Source organism: Enterococcus sp. 4E1_DIV0656 (assembly GCF_002140695.1).
Classification (GTDB): domain Bacteria; phylum Bacillota; class Bacilli; order Lactobacillales; family Enterococcaceae; genus Enterococcus_D; species Enterococcus_D entomosocium.
This window is the reverse complement of the sequence record NZ_NGLF01000003.1, coordinates 194,333-216,286: the sequence shown is the minus strand read 5'-3', so window position 1 is coordinate 216,286 and position 21,954 is coordinate 194,333. Positions and strand designations below refer to the sequence as shown.

General features: G+C 36.2%; 13 protein-coding genes. All 13 read left to right on the top strand.

What is annotated here, in order from left to right; translation table 11 throughout:
• The coding region (locus A5882_RS19940) for a hypothetical protein (protein ID WP_176462062.1) at positions 1 to 538 on the top strand (538 nt) is incomplete at its 5' end.
• A 15-nt stretch (positions 539 to 553) separates the two neighbouring features.
• Positions 554 to 8,107 carry a hypothetical protein gene (locus A5882_RS18605; RefSeq protein WP_086373430.1) on the top strand — a complete coding sequence of 2,518 codons (7,554 nt, stop codon included), beginning with the start codon at positions 554 to 556 and terminating at the stop codon, positions 8,105 to 8,107.
• Positions 8,108 to 8,153: 46 nt separating this feature from the next.
• The gene (locus A5882_RS19935; RefSeq protein ID WP_176462061.1) at positions 8,154 to 9,497 is read left to right on the top strand and encodes a CHAP domain-containing protein; all 1,344 of its coding nucleotides are present in this window, start codon (positions 8,154 to 8,156) and stop codon (positions 9,495 to 9,497) included.
• 5 nt (positions 9,498 to 9,502) lie between these two features.
• Positions 9,503 to 10,036 (top strand): hypothetical protein, encoded by a 534-nt coding sequence (locus A5882_RS18595; RefSeq protein ID WP_217808286.1) that lies wholly within the window; start codon positions 9,503 to 9,505, stop codon positions 10,034 to 10,036.
• Between the two features lie 17 nt (positions 10,037 to 10,053).
• On the top strand, positions 10,054 to 10,257 hold the full coding sequence (locus A5882_RS18590) for a hypothetical protein (protein ID WP_086373428.1): 204 nt from the start codon (positions 10,054 to 10,056) through the stop codon (positions 10,255 to 10,257).
• A complete protein-coding gene (locus A5882_RS18585) occupies positions 10,250 to 10,606 on the top strand; it encodes a hypothetical protein (RefSeq protein WP_139843263.1) in 357 nt (118 codons plus the stop codon). The genes A5882_RS18590 and A5882_RS18585 overlap by 8 nt, the downstream gene beginning before the upstream one ends.
• Positions 10,607 to 10,619: 13 nt before the next feature.
• Complete coding sequence (locus A5882_RS18580; protein WP_086373426.1) at positions 10,620 to 11,063, top strand: hypothetical protein; 444 nt, start codon at positions 10,620 to 10,622, stop codon at positions 11,061 to 11,063.
• A 13-nt stretch (positions 11,064 to 11,076) separates the two neighbouring features.
• Positions 11,077 to 11,595, top strand: a complete 519-nt coding sequence (locus A5882_RS18575) for a hypothetical protein (RefSeq protein ID WP_086373425.1) — start codon at positions 11,077 to 11,079, stop codon at positions 11,593 to 11,595.
• Entirely contained in the window at positions 11,592 to 12,401 is an 810-nt protein-coding gene (locus tag A5882_RS18570) for a baseplate J/gp47 family protein (RefSeq protein WP_086373424.1), read from the top strand. The genes A5882_RS18575 and A5882_RS18570 overlap by 4 nt, the downstream gene beginning before the upstream one ends.
• 13 nt (positions 12,402 to 12,414) lie before the next feature.
• Positions 12,415 to 14,037, top strand: a complete 1,623-nt coding sequence (locus A5882_RS18565; protein WP_086373423.1) for a hypothetical protein — start codon at positions 12,415 to 12,417, stop codon at positions 14,035 to 14,037.
• Positions 14,038 to 14,050: 13 nt separating this feature from the next.
• Positions 14,051 to 15,097 carry a hypothetical protein gene (locus A5882_RS18560; protein ID WP_086373422.1) on the top strand — a complete coding sequence of 349 codons (1,047 nt, stop codon included), beginning with the start codon at positions 14,051 to 14,053 and terminating at the stop codon, positions 15,095 to 15,097.
• 13 nt (positions 15,098 to 15,110) lie between these two features.
• On the top strand, positions 15,111 to 17,966 hold the full coding sequence (locus A5882_RS18555; protein WP_086373421.1) for a fibronectin type III domain-containing protein: 2,856 nt from the start codon (positions 15,111 to 15,113) through the stop codon (positions 17,964 to 17,966).
• A 14-nt stretch (positions 17,967 to 17,980) separates the two neighbouring features.
• Entirely contained in the window at positions 17,981 to 21,271 is a 3,291-nt protein-coding gene (locus A5882_RS18550) for a LysM peptidoglycan-binding domain-containing protein (RefSeq protein ID WP_086373420.1), read from the top strand.
• Positions 21,272 to 21,954: the final 683 nt, after the last annotated feature.

Below are 21,954 nucleotides of genomic sequence, written 5' to 3'. Positions count from 1 at the left end.
AGATTCTTCTAGAAATATATCTACAAGTACAACAACCTTTAAACAAACAGGTTTGGATAACTGGAATGAGTTTTTAAATTCCTCAAGAGGGAAAAAAATAATGAACTCATCTTCCCAAGCTGCAAATGATATGGCAGACAAGGTTGCCGCAGGTGCTAACAAAATGAAATCTTCAGCTGGTGGATTCTTGACAGCAGGCGCTGTAATTGGTGGAATATGGGCTGCCTCAGCAATGGCTAGAAGAGAACCAACCCCTGAAGGGAATGAGGCTCAACAAGAAGCCACTCAAGTTGAAGTAAATCCATCATTATTATTGACGAGTCCTACAGCAAGGGTTACACCTAATTCAGAGAGTATTTCACTAAAAGTACGTTCATCTGGTGGCTTAGTACATGACCAGGCTGCTGCTATTATTAACGAGCAGATATCCCAAATGACAGGTGTCTCTATGAATATGAACGTAAACGTGAATGACAATACAACAACCCTGAATAAAGCTTGGTTTGAGAAAAATGTCAACAATGCTATGGGTTTCTAATTTAGGAGGAAATATATGAATGTAACCGATGGGGTCATAGTCGCTTTTTCAAAGGAAACAGAAGCATCTCCTTGGTTGCTTAGCGTAAATATTGAGAACGTAGTAAATTCAACAATGAATTTTACAATTGGTCCTGCTGGTTCATCACCAGTGGGACAACGATTAGCTCGATTTCTTACACAAGCAGCAGCGAATATAAAAAAATATCCTTTCACGTTTGGAATGCACCAAGTTTCAGATATTACCAATCGATTTATCGCTCTAAACTTTTTAGGTGATAAACCAGCCTATTGCGAGATTTCAGAAAAGACTTATAAATTTATTACTAAAACTATTTCTTATAGACCAATAACTATTTTTGAAGAAGGAATCTCATTTCCTTCTTCAAATTATGAGGTTGTTCAACAATCGCCATCACTGCATAATGCTAATATTGACTTTTCTTTTAATCCTATAGATTCAGATGTGCCTAATGAGTATTGGGTATTCCTTGAGGGAACAACTGCAAATGTTGATTCAGGAGATTACGTTACAGCAACAGTGGCAGGCTTTTTATGGCCTCGAGGAGAGATTATCCCTGAAGCTATAGGTAAAGCAAACTTAGAAATAGGCTCAAGAATTACAGTTAATTATTTGGGAGTTCAAGCTCCAGTAACTAAGTCTCAAGGTACATATCAATCAAATAGCTTTTTAGCAGAATTGTATAAGGTTCCAGTAGAAGCTTTACAGCTAGCTGCCGAAGAATCTAAAACTAAAAATATGGGATTAGTTAAAACTTCGAAAATACTTGCGGTAAGCTTGTACAAGTCAAATGGACAATTCGCCATACATCCTTCTAAATCAACTCCGATTGGTGTTGTTTATAAAACAAAAATTGACTCAACATTAGAATTAGAAAAAGTATTTTCATCCGGGAAATTCACTGCATTGAATGTGAATAAGGAGATGTTACGAGGTTATCCATTAGTAAACTTTGAAATTCAGACTGATTACCCAGGTTCAAATATCATTCCATTTGCAAGATTTTCTGGCGGCGCACATCAAACGTCTGACTCCGTCGTTTCAGAAAAGAAGGACGCTCACCAATCAAAATTGTTTTTCGCCACAGTAGCAGACACTAAACATCAAGAGTCTATAGATGTTTCTGGTTGGCCTGAAGAAATAGGTACAGACTCTCCAAGTATTACAACTACTTCTAGTGCTTCTAAAGAAGAAGCCGAAAACACTTCAAAATCTTATACTGAAGAAGCTCCTAATCACTTCGTAGATAACTCCCAAAGATATGTAAAACCATATGACGACCGACTTCTAAACCATGATATTTATAACGAGTTTACCTATGCTGACGAATTATGGGAATATAAGAACAAAGTTAGAATTGGTGATGTTCTACTTACTATCCCACCTTTAAGTATTCGTCTTGATAAGGTTCATAAAAATGAAGAGCTGAACGTGATGCGCTCAAGAAGTACATTGTTAACTCAGTCAACTGATGTCGATAATTATCTTACACTTGATTTGTACATCAATACACTACAAGAAATAAACGGTTATGAGATTGATGCTCCTGTGAATATTCTGGATGATAAGAAAAATTCGATTTGGTACGTTGACGGTTTAAGACCACTACTTGCTCAGTTTAAAAAAGCTCCTTTTCTACCAATAGATAATGAGTATATTAACGAAACTTTACATATCGATAATGTAGCCCTAAAGAATATTTCTATAGAAACCATTGCTGATTATCCAGATAGCCTAAAAGTAACCATGGTTCTAGAGCAGTTCCACTCAGAGGCTTATATGATGGACAATGAAAAACTCGGAACTAGAATCAATTATCCTTTACTCAGATGGTACTACCAGCATTTATTAGTAGATTCTGTAGATAATAAAAAGTGGGTATCGAACCTTCCTAAAATAGATAAATTATCAAATGATTTTACATTTAGAACTGTTAACGAAGACTACCTGCAAGAAAGAAAAGAAGCATTAATCAAGCTAAGAAACATGAAAACTCCAAGCGAGATGAAAACAGAGCTTACCAATAAGGAGACTGAAACTGGAGCAAAATACTCAGATGGTATATCTGCTCAACAAATTATTTCGGCAATTTCAAATTGGACTTCTATTCAAGCAAAAGCAAATAAAAAATGGAAATCGCACTCACGTGGATTCCCGTTGGTTGCTGGAAAAGCTGAAAAAAACAACTTACAACAAACAATTGCAGATAAAAAAGGTGAGGCCAAAATTGATGAGTGGTTGAAAGCTGGTATAGCTAATGCAATAGATATCTACGGAGAGAGCTCGTCCAATACTGGATTTTCTAAGGATTATTCTGGATTTTTATCTAGTCCTAAGGATAAGGGCCTGTTCTTCCCTAAAGAATATCGTACATTAATTCAAAACGGGTCAGGATACTCATTTGCTAATAGTGCTTTCGCAAATCTGGTAAAAGTTATGTCTCCAGAACTAAAAAGTATTGTCATCAAAGAGACTGAAACGAGCACTGTTTATAATAGCTTTGGATTCGCTTTGATTCCGATATTGACTGAAGAAGCAGCCAAATTGATTGGTTCAAAATATAAAACAACAATCGTAACAGCGGATGGGGCGACACTATACATAATTCCAGTCGACAATGTTGAAGGAATTTCATTTGACTATCTGACTATCTTGTCTCAACTGACGAATTTGCACAAAGAAGCTTCAAAAGAGGTTGCAGAATCAAATGAACTGTATTCGGATTTGATAGCACTTGTTAGAGATGCAGAGAATGCATCAAATGTAATTTACGATACTTGGAATATACCTAATATTATTCCATTAGGTATGAATGTCCATCTAGAAAATAATTTTTCTTCTGCTCAGGTCCAGAATGTTGATGGCCCAACACTACAATATTTGGGTGGAGGTACACCCAAAGTCCAATTATCATTTGAAACAACCACTGATGGAGCAGCAATGTTAGATTCAATGTTTAGACAGATAGCCTCAAACATTCGTCAATATAGAGAAGGCATAGTGTCTGGTTTCATGAAAATAGAAAACAGTTTGATAAACATGACTGGGATATCTTACGTTCTTCCCGAAACAGTATCTACTAGCACTGTTCCTAATTTTCCAGACAGAAAAATGGTTGAGATGGTTCTGGTAGGATTTGATGTTGCTCAAAGACAACAAGAAAAGCTATATAAGTTTATGGGAGCGAACCCCGATGATGAACTAATAAATAGAGCTTTTGATGGAGGATACTCACCTCGTAAAGATTCCTTTTACATAGAAAAGCAATTACGCCAACTAGAAGTTTACCCTGATTTGGAGTTACCATTTGTATCTGAATTAGTCAAAGCTTTACCACTATTAGAAGCCAATACCCCAGATGAATATAAAATTGGTGAATGGCAAAACCGACTGAATCAAGTTTATTTAGACCCTGACTTTTACGTCTCATCCGAATACACTCTTCGCAAATTCTTGAAAGAGATGCTCGAAGATAACACATTAGGTATAGCGACAGATTTTGAGGATGCTTCCGGTGTTTCTGCAACTTCATCAACTGTAATTTCCAAAGAAAAGGGAGTTGCTTATCAATTATCTGATGAAGCAACTAAGGCGGTAAATGAGCTTTATGGACCGAAATCTGACTTGGTAAATTCGAGAGATTGGGAGTGGAGTGACCCGATTACTACATTAGGTGATGCTAGAAATAGTACAGCGACCAAGGACTCCGACAAAAAAGAGGAAACGGCTAATGTTGTCATTTTTAGAAACGAATTAAATAATGAAGTTCTTAAATATTTAGAAGATATCAATCGGCAACCTTCATATAGTGAATTTAACCTATGGGATTTGTCGAATGTCCCAGCTGCCTATCAAAAATCCGAATCAGGATATAAACGGTGGCTATTATCAGAAGGTGTAGGAAAAGAACTGTCAGCCGATAAAGTTTGGAAGAGAATAGCATATGAACTCTGCGTGCAAGTCGGTCCTGACTATTTGACTTTTGCTCCTGGAGAATTTAATGCTATAACTGGCAAAGCAGAATCATCTCAAGATTTAACTACGCATTATCGCTCGGATAGCGCAAAAAACCTTGATGAATATTCTTGGTATGACAGTCAGTATGTATATGGTGCTTACTACAAAGCTCATAAAGCAAATAAAGAACTAAAAGATACATTTAAAAATGGTTCCAAACCAACCAAAGAACCCTCTGACGTAAAAGAGTTATTTGCTATCAGAAGTGGTAGTAGCTATAAAAAAATCCCTCCAGTACCTTTTCAAAGAGCAATGGCTTATTTTAAAGCGATTATGAATGCTACAGGTAGTTGGCAGCAATTTACTGATGGAAAACCAAAAATCTGCGGTACTGATAAAGACCGTAATGCCAACAGAATAGGAATTTTAGGCGCATACTTAGGGGACGTCGAAACAAAATATCAAGCACAACAATTAGCTTGGGATTGGAAATACAATGTTAAATTTGTTGTCTCAACTTTCTTAAAGCATTACAAAGATTTCTTACAATCTGATTATTTGGAGTTCAGAGCTCGTGCTTTTGATTACGGAATACTAAGTGTGACTGGAACCAGAATGCCCTTTTTAACAGACAAGGCTTCTCAAACATCAACACAGCTTGGTCAAGAGGCAGTAGACGCTTTGCGGGTAGATACTCAGGATTATCTTGGAGGAAAAATATCACCTGATTCATCAGCGATATTCGCTCAACTAGATAAAATTGTGAGCGGGTTTTATAGTTCGGTAACAAACTCTCTCGTTCCTGCGCTTTACAACGACGTTTCCGGAACAGCAATTCCAGAAATTTACAAGTTGTACACTGGAAAAGAACTAGATAAAGCACAAAACAGTAAAGCTGAAGACCTAGCTAAAAAAGAGTCTTCAGAAACAGACTCTGACCAAGATTGGACACTTATTGGCGATTCTACGGATTTATTAGAAGATAGAACTGGTGTTGATAATCTTCTCAAATCTATGCATACAGATATGCTTCTATATGATAACGTGGGTCGTTTAGTTAGAGCTTTCCCATCCTATCTTGTTCAAGTAATTGATGAAGGAAAATGGTATTCGAAATTTCGTAGCTGGGACAACTTTTACGGAACCAACGCTATACTATCGATGGATGTTTACCGTTCTAGGAAAATTGCTGCTGATACTGCAATGGTTTCAATTTCAAATGTTTATGGTGGTCTAACCTCCAAACGGCCTTCTATGGATTACGACGACTTAAATCTTCCCAAGTTTTTCTCTAGTGAATTCTGGGAATCATATTTGTGGGGCAAACCAAAAGATGAAGTATTCTCGGCACGTAAAGAGTTATACGAATCAGTTTATATTGAAACTGGAGCCAGGCTTCATATACGTCTTGGATATGGCTCAGACGCACGTGCTCTCCCAGTTCTATTCAACGGTACTATAACAGAAATTGATTATGGGGACGTATTGAATTTAACTGCGCAAGGAGATGGGCTTGAATTATGCAATGTTATTTCTGGTGATGAAGACGATACAAACAAAGGTCTTTTGACTATAACTGAACCATCAAGATTTATAGGAAAACTTCTCACATCTCGGGGAAACTGGCTTAAAGATGTAGTAAACTCTGCCAGCAATGGTAATTTTTATAAGGAATTACCAACAGGGATTTCACATTTCGGACAATCAGCTGTAACACCCGAAGGTAATTTGTACTTTTGGTCTGATGAGTACGGAGAAACAATGCAAAATGTCTATAGCCAAAATGGTAAGGGGACTTCATCACAATGGATTGCTCAAAAATCAGATGAAGGAAAATTATTACCAACCATCATGCCTAATTGGAGTGAATTACTTAGCGGAAATTGGGATGAAGCCAAAAGCGGATATGATGAAGATAACATTCTTGTTTCCTTATATGGAAGTACCGTTTGGGATATTGTTCAAACATTTGCCTACTGTTCTTCTGATTACATTGCAGCTGTAGTACCATTCGAATACAGAAGTACCTTATTCTTTGGAAAACCACATTGGCCTTACACCTATCGCTACCTTTCTGAATACACTCAAGAAGGAAGCGAATATAAACCAGGAAGTGATAATGATGGCGTCCAATGGAAACGTTCGATTGTAGCTACTAAACGAAAATCATTCATGCAACATCATTTCTATTCTTCTACACATAACATAATTCAAAACAATATCACGGCGAGCGAAGAGGGAGTATATCCCAACGTTATCGTCACTTATGATGGGCGAGTAGCACCTGTAGTGCAAGCAGATAATGATATTCGTTTCGATAAACAAAAAACTGTAACAGTAGAAGCTAAATTGGTAGCTAGATGGAAGCTATCAAATTATTGGACTACGGAAGCTCAAGCCCAGAAATATGGGCACTCTACAGTTCGTGATTTTATGAAAGATATGTATAAAGGAGAGCTGATTGTCGTTGGCGACTCAACTATAAAACCTCATGATGCTTGCACAATATCAGATACAATAAATGATATGCACGGCACTCATCTAGTTAAAGCCGTTCATCATCAAGTATCTGTAGAGACTGGATTTATCACCATTATTGAGCCTGATGCCTACGTGGTTAATTGGGACTACGAGTTACTTTATCTAGCTGATAAATTGTCCTCTGCTGGCAAAAACATGGCTTCTCATTTAGCAAGATACAGTATAGTTCTAGGAGTCGGACACTACTTGTCCGCTACAACGATAAAAACACTGTCTTCATGGGCAGAGTCCTTTGGAGCGACAGCAGTAAGTGGCTTTGCCAAAGATAAAGCTTTAAGCGCATCTAACTGGTTAGCTGACAAATACTTAGGTTCTGTTGTCAAATCATTAAACGGGTTGAACGGAACTTCTTCATTAGCAGGTAGCATGGAAAAATACAATTCACTAGTAAGAACTGTTAAGACAACATCCTCTTTAAGTGATGAGGCAATGCTTGCTTTGCAATCGAGCATGAGACAGAGTAGGGCAGGGATTATAGATGAAATTGCTGATGTTGTAAAAGTAGCTAAAAAGAATTACAAATCGACCAAATTTAGAACAAAACTAGTTGGACTCTCTACCAAATTACCATTTAACAGTAAATACAGTTTTAATAATGTACTAGCAAAACAAACAATTATGAACGATGCATTAGATACGTTAAATGATTTGAAAACCATCAAGAAACAGGTACGCTACGCTTCAACCGTAAAACACTTAAATACCGCAGTTAAGACAACTAAAAGGGTTGCTATGATTGGGAAGACTCTCATTAAATCTGGAACAGTTTGGAATATTATTATTTCAACAGCAATTGAAATAGCTGTTTCTGGGTTCATGGAGGCTTGGCGAAGAACTAAGCAAGATATGCAATGCGTTATGATATTCCCACTGAAGTACAAAGGGACGTCCTTAACAGCAGGTATCAATGGGCACCAGGGAAGTGTGGTAGGAGATGCAGCGAGCATGAGAGACCGATGGATGAATGCGGAGTTTGGGGATGATAATCCTGAGAATGATGAGTTAGCATTTACTTTCATACCAAAATTACTAAATTTTATGTCTGAATAAACAAGAGGATTTCCTCTTGTTTTTTTAGATTGTGGTGGTTAAAACTATGCTAGAAAACAATGAAAGGACTTATTTTATGAGCGTATTTGACCTATTCAGCGAAATATTATCTACGGGAACTGTAAAAATTGCATCCGTTATTGCTTCAGACACAAAAACAATTACTAGTCAGCAGGAAGATACTCACAAACGAAGTAGAGATTTTGCTTCAACTTATAGAAGCATAGAAAAAGAACTCGGTGTTTTTAAAATGAAGAGTGAACTAAACCTGCTAGATGAAAATGCGACTGGTTCAAGTACAGAAGATTCAGATGGAAATCTAGATTCAGTAGGAACTAGTAACAGCAAACTTTTTGGTTTAGACGAATACAAAGGACCAGACTCTACTGCAACTAGAAACCCATGGTCATCAAATGGTGGACCATTTACATCTGGTATAAAAGCAAAGTTGAAAAAGATGGCAGAATTTGATGACATTATTTTGAAACATTCAAAAAACGCAAAAATCGACCCTATGATGGTCAAAATTATTGCCTTAATGGAATCTTCGGGAAACCCAAACACACAAGCCTCTGATGCAGACTCTAGAGGGCTAACTCAGATAACACCAGGGAATGTAGGGGTAAACATACCTCATCCAGAAAAATTATATGAACCGGACTACAACATCGAGATGTTTATGAAATGTGCTGAAGGAAAGGCTGCAGTTGCTAAAAGCATAGGTATAGCCACTTCAGTTAAAAATATAGCTCACTTATGGAATGGTTACGACGTCAGAGGGGCTAATAACGGGGCTAAGTATAGAGATGCATTTGCAGAGATATACGAAGGTTTTGGACTCAGTGCTAATAACAACTACAAAACTTTACAAGGTATTAAAGCCGATAGCTCTGGAAGTTCTGGAGGAACGGATGGTGGAAAAGACCCAAGTGGTGGAAAGAAAATGAAGATTGTAATTGACAAAGTTGAAACAGACTTTCCAGAGTACAAAGGTAAACTGAAACTCAAATCCTACAATGGATTCAACTATAATACATCAGGTTCGTACCCATTTGGTCAATGTACATTCTATGTGTTCAATCGTATGTACCAATTGAATTCTAAAGTAGATGACTATATGGGCAATGGTGGCTTTTGGGGGGATTCTGGTAGACAAAAGGGATTCAAAGTTTCTAGTACTCCCAAAGTGGGAACAGCTATGAGTATTAGACCGGGTGATGCTGGTAGTAGCCCCTTGTATGGTCATGTGACAGTTGTTGAACACATAAACTCTGATGGAAGTGTACTTGTTTCTGAATGTAACGTAAGAGACCCAGGAAGTGGACGTGTTTCATGGAGAGTCATTAACGCATCTGTAGTTAGCAGAGCATCTTTTATCGAAGGGAAGTGATGAGCATGCAAGTAGTCAAGAATAGTGAAATTAAGGAATCTTACCCAGATATTCATCCCGAACGAGGACGTTTCGAATTAGGTAGATATTATCCTCCCACTATCGAAAGGAAAGAGTATCTAAATGCAAGAATAATAGAAGCTATTAAAGATGATTTTTCTGAGTATAAACCTTTAAATAATAGCCAGCTAAATCATTTAGACCGCATTGACACATTTGATTATTATCCTTTAGATATGCATAAGGCAGTTGAATTATTCCTATCATATTACGGTGATGGAATACTTGATATTATACATGGTTTCAGGTCTCCACTCGTATATGGAATAAATGCACATAACGCTGGATTAGCTATAGATATTGCAGCAGCAGATAAGACACATGCTAGAAAAATAACCAATGCCGCATTCAGAGCTGGTATTCCAAATATAGTACTAGGTGGCGATTTCGAAGAATCACAAGGCTATGTCCATCTTGATATATCACCAAAGGAAATATTTTTATACAATGCAGGAATATATGAAGGTCCTTGGTCCTAAAAATAGGAGGAAAATCTATGAACTTATTATATGGTAACTTTAATGGCTGCTACTTAGTTTCTGCGTTTGAAACTGAAAGAACTGATTATCACTTGGTTGGTTCTTTTCAGACTATAAAAGAAAAATTGGAACTTATTGAATATCACGAAGCAATGTTCTTAGATGAACTTTATTGGACCGATTATAATCCGGAAGAGAGTGATTTAATCTATGATGAGTAATTCGATTCAACAAAACATAAAATCAAAATTGATTGACCCTGCTATCTCTGCAGTAAAACATGCAGTGGTCGGATTTGTTACTGTCGTTTATCACGATGAACGGAAAGTAGACATTACCTACAAAGACAATGACAATATTCTTAGGACTGCTAAGAAGATTTCTTTTCCTAGATATGGGGATGGTATATTTTCGGAAAGTCTAAAAGCCGGGGATTACGTAGAGCTAGCTTATCGGAATCAAAAGAAAGAAAGCATGTACATAGCAAGTGTAATCAAGAAAGCCCAAAACTCTTACGATTTCGTTTTTGATAAAGGTAAAAATCTTCCGACTTCTACAAATCTATTCTAGGAGGAATAAAATCATGGGTTTTGAAAAGCGAACTTTCGAAGATGGAGATATAACGTTTGATATTCCGCAATGGAGAAAAAATATAGAAAGCATCAGAAACTCGACTGAGAAAAACTATCTTAAAGAAACTCAAAAAAGTTCAAGAATAACAGAAGAAGAAGTCGGGATTAAACATCCAAAAAACCATTCATACTTAAGAATCAAAGATGATGGTTCGATAGATGCTTTCGCTGAAAATGGTGCTGGCTTCAGGTTTACATCGGACAAGCGATTGATTTTCTTTGCGGATAGAATACAGTTTATTGCTAAACAAGTCGAGAATATTACGAGCGCTAATGGACTAGTTTCTAATGGATACGTATTAAACGAAAGTGGTATTCAAGAGTTTCCTCGAAAAAAAGGGAAAACGAATAGCTTAAAAGAGTTAATAAAAAAAACAGGCCTAGAAATAGGTTAGAAAGGAGATACCTATGTCAGATTTAAAACTAACTCCGGATGGAGACTTAGCTTTGGGCCAGCAAGTTACTGATGATAATGGAAATCTGCTATATTACTCCTCTTCAGCACAACTATCAAATGGACACGTAACTACAGAGCCTTTATCGGATTCTGTACCAATAAGGGACATTGATACTGTCTTTGGGTATGATGAGAAACTTCAATGGATTCAATCAATCTTGAGAACCGACAATCCTGATTGGAGTATTTATCCCACAATTGGAGCAAACGTTTCTGATTTAGCTGGTGAGTTAAACTCTCCGAAGACAGCCGCAAAGGGAATTAAAAATATTTCAGATGCATTAACCTCTTCAGGATATCTAAAAACGACTGATTTTGAAATTGATTCAGTTCCTGTATCTCCAACAAAAATAATGTATAACATTCGGTTGCAGAGAAACGAACAAACAACCTACCAATATAATTTTGTTTTAGACTTAGAAATTGGAATTCTAAATTACTATGAAATTGAAGGGAGTATTTACAAATGATAGTACAAAAAACAAAAGAAGAAATGATTCAAGAAATGTATGCAACCCTTCAATCTAAGTTAGGAATCAATACTACACAAGATGGCTCAATTGCTAAAGCTATTGTCGATGCAACAGCCGAAGAAATTTACTTTTTATATGAACAAGCAAAATTCATGCAAGATATGTCGTATGTATCAACCTCTACAGGAGAATATTTAAACAAGCTTGCTGAACTATTAGGGATATCAAGAGAAGAGCTCGAATCTGATGAAAACTTAAAAAGGAGAACCACAAATGCCGTTTATACTTTATCAGGAGGAAATTTCATAGCAATAGAAGAAGCTATAATGTCGGTTTCTGGTGTAGCAGAATACGAATTTAGAAAATACTCTAAAGGTCCCGGTTCTTTCACAGTTTATATTTATCCTGAACAAGGACAAACTAATGAATTTGCTTTAGTTCAAAAAGTTAAAAACGCCATATCCGAAGCCGTATCAGAAGGGATTACATTTGAAGTGGAAGTTCCAATTTCGGTGGTGGTAGACTTACAAGTTTTATTACAATTTACTGATAAATCAACGGAAATGGAGAAACGTGATATACGAAATAAGGTCTTTTCATCAATTACAAATTATCTAAATTCAATGAAGAAGAATGAAATGTTAATTATAAACGAAATCATTCAAAGAACTATGGATACTTCCGAGAAGATTATAGACATGGGGGTAATTAATTTAGTTATTAACGGGAAACCTCTTCGAATTTCTAATACCTCTCCTTTAAGTAATCAGAGATTTGTACCAGGAACCATAACGGTGTTATGAGGAGATGACAGATATGACAAATTACGTAAGTCCATTTACCCAGAATATCATGGAAAAGTTTCCTTCATGGATGAAAATGGCTAGAGACCAAAAATCAAATGGCGCACAATTTTTAGATGTTTTTGGAATGAGCTTAGAAAGATTTAAGATTGAACTAGATGCTATTGTAAATGATTTTTATATTGGTACTGCAAGAACAGACATGATTGATATCCTATATAAAATTCCTTTAGCTACTGAAAAAATACCAGATTTTGACTCTTTTATAAGTGTTAATATCTATGAAAAAACAAACACAATAACTACTGTTAAGCACTGCAATACAATTAGAGAATTTTACTCATACGATGACTTCCTGTCTCCGAGAACATTTTTAGACCGAAGTCAAGGTATGTTATATCTGAGAGTAAATTTTGAATATTATCCTGACGTAAACCAACCTTTCGACTATGTTGAAGTCAACGGTACAAAACAATACGACTTAATTCTTCATCATGTATGGAATGCTTTTGATGAAATTGGGTTGTTAGTTGGACTCTCACGACTATTTGGAGAAACCAATGAAAAATTTAAAGAGCGCATTCTAGATGTTTTTAAAAATCCTGCAAACTCAACAGCTTCAGGCATAAAAAATGGTTTAGCAAGAGAATTAGGTTTATCAAAATCAGAAATACAGGTTAACTATCTTTCAGACCATGCATTTTTAGACACATTAACTAATAAGGATGGAACACCTACTAAAAGACTCATTTCCTATGCGAAACAGATAAATGAAACACTAAAATTCACATATGACGAAATGAACTTTGGTGAAGCTTATTGGTACTCTCTAGAACAAGACAATTTGGGAATTTACTATCTTCCTCATATATGGGATGTTGATACTACAGTCCTTCCTGATTCCTTTTTTCAATCTGGTGTAGGAGCAGATGAAGACCTGTTAGTTCATCCTCCAATTGAACAAGAAAACAAACGAACATTTAAAGCTTACATAGGTTTGATGGGGTTCTATGAAAATGCAGAAGAGTTATACCCTGAAATTTCATTTAGATATAAAATTTATGCCAAAGGAAAAGTTCCCGACAAAAGTTACAAAGAGCAGCCATTCAAATACACGATTGAAGCTTCTGAACTTGTTCAGCAGCCTTTTCAAATCAAAGGTGAACAAGAATTTGATTATAATCACAGAATTGATTTCTTTGACCCGAATGCAGTTACATCTGTGGAGAGCGATTTAGACTTTATCAAATCTAATGATTTCCTGCATGAAACTACAGACAACATTATGAAACTCACAGTAAGAATGAGCACTACTGATGAAACCAAGTCTCCAAATATTCCGGAACTAAATATAATCTACGAAGATGGCCAAGGAACTGAAAAAAAACTGGCTTTCGATACCAGTGATAAATGGCTCAATCCGCAAAATGGAAAAGATGGCTCACCAATCACCCAGGTTAAATATGCGGATATAAGTACAGATGGTTCATCACTTGAATTGGGATATGGTGCATTCCAACAAATATACGATACAACAGCCGATTTCCAAACTGGCTATTATGAAACAAATAGTATCCTAATCAAAGATGGAAAAATTTCTTTGAATCTAGATACTCTTGGTTATCTTAGAAACTAAAGGAGAATTTTAAATGGCAGGATATCGTTCCGAAAACGGAAAATTCACAAATAAACAGAACTACAAAGATTTAAGTATGACACTATACCCAAATAACCTAGATTCAAGAGATTCAAACAAGAATATGAAAGGTCATGTGAACGTAGGAGAAGGAGAAGTTCCTGATTTTGTAATGGCTGAATATCTAAATTCATTATACGACGCTGTTATGTCTATTCAACGAGCATTAGGTGTGACTCCTATGGTTTATACTGGGGCTACAAATACAGCAACAATCATTGAAAATTCATCTGTTTCAGAAAGAATTGGAAGGGTAGAAAACGGACTTTTTGACGAAAGATACGGCGGGGCTGGATGGGTAAACAATGAATCGAGACCCACTCTAAAAAAACATTCCCATACTGGGACTAATGGCCAACCGCCAAAAATCTCCTTAACACAAGAGATTTCTGGGTTATTACCTAAGTCTAACTTGAATCTGACACAATCAGATACAGGGCTTTTAGCCTCAGACATTAAATTAAGTAAAACAGATGCTACAACGATTACCAACTCTCTAGCAGATAAATTATCTAAGTCGAAGGGTGGGGTAGTAAAAGCAGCTCTAGAAGCTGAAGGCTCCTTCAATAGTCGTTATAGCAGAGAATTTAGTACAGATAACATGGCTATTAATGCTAATTGCTCCCAGGTATCAGCCCCTACATTAACTGGTAAAGTAACTAAAAGTCATGAAACTTTACTGAGTACGCTTCTTAATTCCTCTCTTAATAATGTCCACTTAGGAAAATATGTCGCAAATATAAGATTTAAAGTAGACAAATCTTCTAATTTACCAATTACAACCCCTATCCTCAGATGTCGAATAGGTTCCTCACAAGCCCAGCAAATACTTGCAAATGAAACTGTAGATGGCGTTTACCGTAACTATTATTTCGTTTTTGACCATACAATCAAAGAAGAATCTCTCATCATTGAAAAACTAGCAACAACACAAAGCGCAGCTATATCAATCGACAATGTATTAGTTCAACCAATGCATCCTAGTGTATTAGATAGATAAGGAGGAGTGCAAATTGGAAGAAGAATTACCAATATTGTTTTCCATCGACTCTCCTTATTCAGGTCAATCTGTTGGAAATAGCTTAACTATTACAGGGTGGGCATTAAGCTCCCCACGGTTAGTTAGGCAGCAAGTTATTATAGACAATAAAACCTACGATTTAACTACTGGTATACACAGAGAAGACATCCATGAGATTTATCCAGAATACAATCAACCTGATGCAGGATTTGAATTTGTCTTCAATACGTTTAATTTAACTGATGATATTCTCTTGAGATTTCTATTCGAAGATGAAAATGGCCGACAAGTAACCCATACTCTCGCTATAACAAGAAAAGGGGCGGGGATGGCTGGAGATATGACAACGGGAATTGGCCTTGGTGGAATAAAAGCCAGTAATACTTTGACAGGATGGTTCTTATCTAAATCAACAAAAACAAGAGTTCGAGTTTATTTAGATGATAACCCAATCGGAGATGCAACGTTAAACATCGAGTCTAATAAAATTTCTTTAGCAAATCCAGAGTATATGGATTCAGAGCCAGGGTGGACTTTCACATTTGATGGTTCTAACATTTCACAAGGAAATCATGTCCTAAGAATAGAGTTCGTGTCTTCTGGTCAATCTAGTTTCTCACTTATATACAATGTCAGAAAAAGCATGCTAGAAGAAAAACTTGTAATTGAGTCAAACTCTCTTGAAAATGCTGAGGAGTCGGATACTATAACTGTCTCAGGCTACTATCTATCTGAAACCCCATCAACAAACCTGAGATGTAAGATAGGCGAACTAGAACCATTTTTCATGGAAGTTGGTATAAGTAGACCCGACTTGGAAGATAAATTTCCAGAATATGAACACTCAGCTTTTGGCTTTGATATCGCTTTTGACGCATCTCTATTATCTCCTGGTACAAATACATTAACTTTCTCAAAAGAAGCTCCTGCTATCACTACAAGAGCCAAAATGGCTATTGCCAGTAAAACTCAAGAATTAATAATTGCTTCATTGCCTGTATCTAAGAAAAAAACATCGTGGACAGATAATATCCTCGAAGGTGATGTTCCGTCCAAAAGTATATTTTTTGATGAACTGAAAACAAATCTTATTTCAGTAATCCAAGACTACGCTGGTGCAGGGATAGAAAACGAACAAAATTTAATTTCTCAAGTAAACACTCTGTTTATCGGAGAGATTATACCTAGTAGAAATGACTGGGAAATTATTTCTTCTGTTTTAAACCACTTGGCTACAGTTAAAGAATTAGGTAACGGATACAACTATTTTCTTTCAGACATCGAAGATAGTTTAGGTGTATCTGATTTAGAGAAAATAAAAAACTTTTTAGATTACATTCAAACATTAGGTCCTGACAAGTCCTCAGTAGCCATTTCAATGCCTCAACCAACAATGTACGATACTGTCAATGTATCAGCATCTTCAAATGATAACTTCACCTCGAATGTAACTATTAATTGGTCAGTTCAACCAATTACTCCAGCTGAAGGAACTATCTCTTTTTCTGATGGGACGATAGAAGATATTGAATCTTATGTCTTGAGAATAGCCGCTGGGAGTTTCGAAGATGTAAAGAAATTTAGTAAGACAGACTCAAAATCCTATAAATTAAGCCTAAATTGGCACAAGTGGTTTGATGTTTTAACTCAGCCAGTAAACCTTATTGCAGAAGTACAATCAATAGATAAACGTGGAAATTACAGTGAAATCGGCTCACAGAATCAGTCCTATCCATCTACTGTAAAAATTCCTGCTGGCCCCAAAGAATACGTGGTAGAGTGGCAAATTAATAGCGGGAAATGGACTCAGCTTTCAGTAACTAAAAACCTAACAGCTAGTCAGACCTTGGCCTATAATACCTATGGTCCTGCACAATACCGTGTAAAAACTCGAGATTTAAATTCCGGTCTCGAGACGGCATGGGCTTACTCTAACAAAGTAACATTGAATAATAAGGCTCCCAAACCAGGAAAGCCTGCACCTTCAGGGACCGGAGATTATAATTTCGTAAATGTTCAATGGAAAGCTGTAGCTCATGCAGATTATTACGAGATTTATAATGGATATAGCTACGATGAGGCTAAGAAGAAAAATCAATACATAAAAACTACAGGATTAACTGCTAGAATTTCGAACTTAAACGAAAACACAACCCATAGAATTACGGTAAGAGCTGTAAACATTTCAGGCTTTACAGAAGGGTCGTGCCAGATAAGAACTAAACAACGTACCCCTAAAACAAAAACATGGGGATTAGAAGGAGTTAAAACTTATAGGGGAGGGTACACATTCAAAAGTTATTATGGGTATAAAACTTCCCACAATAAAGGATGGAGAACTGAGAACGAAGTTATTCAGGGTGAATGGGTTGACTACTACGAATATGGCTGGAAATGGCGTACTGGTGGAGGATACTGGTCTTGGAGTGACCAAGCTTGGGGAATAAATACAGGTTACTATATTATAGATACAGCTGATATTAGAAACACACTAAAGAATAAAAGAATCCAATCTGTAACAATAGAATTGAAACGAGAAGGTACCAATCACGGATGGGGTACTGGACATCCAATTCATTGGGTTTCTCATAATGTTACATCAACTAAAAGAAGTGGTGAAAGACCTGGAGTATTCGGGGCTTTGAAGTCAGAAGTAGAAATTGATAGGAACGGTATTTCTAAAATAACTGACAAGAATACCAAGACTCTTATAACAAGAATAGTAGACGGAAACGCAGCAGGATTTGGACTCTACAAAGATTATAAAGGACAAAAAGTCAGAATGGACAAGGCTTATATGAGGTTTACCAAGTATTTGAAAGTCTCAGTTACCTATTTTGACCAATAGAAAGGTGGAAGTAAATGGCTCAGTTTAAGAAACATTTATTTGGTTCAGCATACTTTGGTTACACAAACACATTTGAAGGAGTTTATACTACAGAGGTTATAGATGCTGACGAACCCTTTACAGGAACTGTTGACTACAAAGTTAAAATTGCTCTTCCAGAATGTATTTATTACGGAAAAGATGAAGAGTGGGCTAAATTGCCTACTTCTTCATCTTGGTCCGTATCTGGCAATTATTTAACTACTGCAGAAATGAATGCAGTCGCTTCATATTATCTTTCAACTGACAAGATAACTTTAATATTCGATTCGAAAACTGGCTACTCTACAGCCTCCATCAGAGTTTCAAGAGCTAGAGATAAATCTGTTGTTTACGAAGGAACAATAGATACTTCTACAACAGCTCAGTTTGTTCAACAGTTTAATTATGATTTGTATTACATTGAAGTCAAAAATACAGATGGGAAAAGACTTCGACTAGAGAGTCTAAAGGGGCGTGTTACAAGCTTTAAATTAGCTGCTAGAACTTCGAAGGATAATAAAGTTTGGAACGAATATGAGGATATTCATATGACGCAAATAGGTTCTTCTAATGAATGGACAGGCTCATCTACATCTGTTAGTGAACAGAGATTTGTTCAAACTAAAGTGGCGTTGGCTACTTCGGATATAGCTGTTACTCCAGAAGTAGATGTCATTACTGTATCATCTGGAGATACGAGTACATATGCTAACGATGGTTGGTGGTATTGTGCAGTAGATTTAGCATCCGCAGCAAGGAATGCTGGAACAACCTTCAAAAAGGCAAAAAGAGTCGAGTGGAAGGAAGCAACACACCCTCAATGTAAGACCGTAATTCGCAGTACCTCAACAAAAAATACATTTCCTACCAAAGACCAAGTTTCTCAAGCAACCTATTGGAAAGAAGAATCTGCTCCATATGTAGTAAACAGGACAAGTTTAGAAAATAGCTACGGTACTCCTTGGTCCAGAATCGCACTAAAAAAAGGCATTCAACAATCATCACTTATGTCTTGGGAAATGTCTCCTGCTCAATACGGTCTGGCAAATACCAAAAATACTCATTGGAATTCTTGGAATGACCAATCTTTTTATCCACTTCAAGCAGCTGGAACTAAAATTACATATGAGTTCTACATCAATAAAAATGATTTAGAAAAAGGAATTCCTCCTGTATTAACAATTACAGATGTTCCGAATAATAAAAATAGAACGTTCTCATTACCAGCCAATTTCAAGAACCAGTATTTTTACGTCCGTATTCAAATGGAAAGGGTAGCTAATGCTCAAACACCTGTTGTAGATTTTCTAGATATGTATGGAACTTTGAAATACAGTAATTACAGTACTAGTAAAGAAAATAATGCTGAGGTATCTGCAATCATGGATAATCAAGAAAGCATTACACATGCTACTGTAAACCCTTCAGATTTTAACTGGCCCTCTAATGCTCAAATATTACCTGAAAACAGAATACTAATTTCCTCTTCAGAAAGAAAAATATCTATCGATTATAAATCGAAATATCCAGGACAACTTGAGCTATATTTTCAATCAAAAACGACTGAGGCAAACAATCGAAATGTCGTTGTTAAATCTGCTACTGATAATACATTTATAGAAAAGGTCAAAGCTCTCACCATAGCCGATACTCCAGTTGCTTCTACTCAACAAGTAGACCCTAACCGATTGGTATTTCACTATGCTTATGATGGAGGTATTGTACAGTTTCCTAATGCAACATCTATAGAATTACCTACAAATTACACGCCAGATTTAATCGACGGGAAAAAATATCGGTTTAAATTCATTTCAGGATGGCCAGACGAATATCAACTGGTTCCTTTTTCTATGACTTGGAAAGATTTTGCTGAAATGTATGGTCAAAATCAAACGACCTTAGTTCAGTCTAATCCCAATATAAGACTTTATAATGGAAAACTTCCTCAAGGTTTAGAAGTTAAATTCCCTAATACTTCTCTTAATTTGAAAGTGAACCTGCGCTTTAAACTATCATCTAACTACTACAGTGATTCATCTATTAGGAATAGTCTTTCGAATGACAATATAATTGCTGAAATACCAAGTGATGATGACTTCTCTTATACTGATTGGACGTCAGAGGAAAAAATATATACTGGATTTATAAATGCAAACGATAAAAAGCATCCATATATCAGAACACAAAAAGTAAAATATACTTCTGGTGTTGAATCAACTTATGTAGTAAAAAATAGCGACACTTATGATTCAATTGCTAAAAAATACGGTATTGATTCTTATGATTTACAAAAATCTAACAACAATGAAGTTCTAGTAGCCGGGTCATCTATAACGATTCCAGCAAATTTTAGTCTACCTGCTATTAACCCTGAAGCAATTTTTGATAACACAAATCCTTACATAGTTGAATTGATTCCTTATTCTGTTAAGCGTAAAGACCAACAATTACTAAAAGATGATATTATTACTTTAGGTTCTGATGATGAAAAACCATTAAGTTATACATACACCAATTCAGAACCGATAACTATTTCTTTAGTTCGTGGTTCAGAAAAAAATGGTCAAGACCCTTTACCTTATGCAGGAGTAAACAAAATTCTGAGCATAATTGATGCTAATGGAATCAATTATATTCCACATTCTATTGCAGCTTCAGGAACCGAAACAGGCGATTATAAATTAACAAATAATTATGTCGATTGGTCAACTCATCATAATTTATCTAAAGAACCTGCTATGGGAACTAAGTATACAGTTGTACTCCAATACTCTACTATTGATTCAATTAGAGTAGTTATGACAAGTGACTATAAAGAATCTATTGGATATGACAAAATTTGGCGTTCAGAAGATGTAAAAACAATTGAAGGAATAGTTACCCCTTCGCAAGATTACATCATTGAACTTCCTAATAAAACTTCATATTCAGGATTTAACTCCAGCTTAACTGATGTTGAATACGTAGTAGAAGACGATGATTTATGGGTTAAAACTTATATTGAAACTAATGGAAATAAGAGTTTCCTCCATGCGACTATGAATAACGAAAATCCCAAAAGGAACTGGTATCCAGAAATCAATACTGGCTTCTACTACTTGCAAGACCAAGAGTATTATCTCTTCAGCGAGCAAGTAAGTAAAACATATCAAGATAAAGAAATACCAATAATTAATAATGTTTTATACTCAGATACTGGTTTATATCTTCAAGAAGAAGTAACCAACCTCCTTCAAAATAGTACATTAGAATTAATAGAACCCTCATATGAAATAGTGTGTTAACTTACTTAAGTTATTAACAGGGTTAGAAATGGGAACAAAAATATGAGAATAAATAATTCGGATTGTGGATAACTTTTTTTGGTTTTCGGTTTTTCCAACAAGGCTCGAGAAGGTGTCCGAAGTGAGTGCAGACTTTCCCCAGTGAATCCGGGAGAAAGTCTGCCTCTTTATAGAGAACCAACTAGGACTGAGCGGCCCTACGTTCGTTGTTTCCTGACTTAGACTGAGTCTCAAATGTTTATCTGTTTAACAGAAAGTTGGCTTAGAAACGCCCCTCCAACTTCAGCTTTCGCTTTTTATCATTTGTCTTGACGCCATTCAATAGTAGCAGCCGCTTACTAGAAAATCATCAGCTCTGTGTCTGTGAGTATCTACAGTCGTACCATATACTATCGATTTTACTACCTCTACCAAAATGTTATCACGCTTTGACATATCACCCGTCAATTGACTTAGCCTTGAACCAGTCATGGTCCTAGGGGCTTGTGATTCTTTACCCCATGACGAACAGAACAATAGGAAACGCTATGTCCTGCCCTTGGATACTCTTAACGTGCGTATCCTCACGAAAACCATTATTTAATTTCCTTACTGACTAAGTAATTCTGCAACAAAAAAAGTATCAGAAACATTTTTCTGATACAGCCTAGTCTTAAAATTTTGTTACAAAAGCTACTCAAATA

Bases quoted from the DNA above. Each gene is read 5' to 3' on its own strand.
- A5882_RS18560 (WP_086373422.1), top strand. From the start codon at position 14,051: ATGGCAGGATATCGTTCCGAAAACGGAAAATTCACAAATAAACAGAAC.
- A5882_RS18595 (WP_217808286.1), top strand. From the start codon at position 9,503: ATGCAAGTAGTCAAGAATAGTGAAATTAAGGAATCTTACCCAGATATT.
- A5882_RS18570 (WP_086373424.1), top strand. From the start codon at position 11,592: ATGATAGTACAAAAAACAAAAGAAGAAATGATTCAAGAAATGTATGCA.
- A5882_RS18585 (WP_139843263.1), top strand. From the start codon at position 10,250: ATGAGTAATTCGATTCAACAAAACATAAAATCAAAATTGATTGACCCT.
- A5882_RS18565 (WP_086373423.1), top strand. From the start codon at position 12,415: ATGACAAATTACGTAAGTCCATTTACCCAGAATATCATGGAAAAGTTT.
- A5882_RS18590 (WP_086373428.1), top strand. From the start codon at position 10,054: ATGAACTTATTATATGGTAACTTTAATGGCTGCTACTTAGTTTCTGCG.
- A5882_RS18550 (WP_086373420.1), top strand. From the start codon at position 17,981: ATGGCTCAGTTTAAGAAACATTTATTTGGTTCAGCATACTTTGGTTAC.
- A5882_RS18580 (WP_086373426.1), top strand. From the start codon at position 10,620: ATGGGTTTTGAAAAGCGAACTTTCGAAGATGGAGATATAACGTTTGAT.
- A5882_RS18575 (WP_086373425.1), top strand. From the start codon at position 11,077: ATGTCAGATTTAAAACTAACTCCGGATGGAGACTTAGCTTTGGGCCAG.
- A5882_RS18605 (WP_086373430.1), top strand. From the start codon at position 554: ATGAATGTAACCGATGGGGTCATAGTCGCTTTTTCAAAGGAAACAGAA.
- A5882_RS19935 (WP_176462061.1), top strand. From the start codon at position 8,154: ATGCTAGAAAACAATGAAAGGACTTATTTTATGAGCGTATTTGACCTA.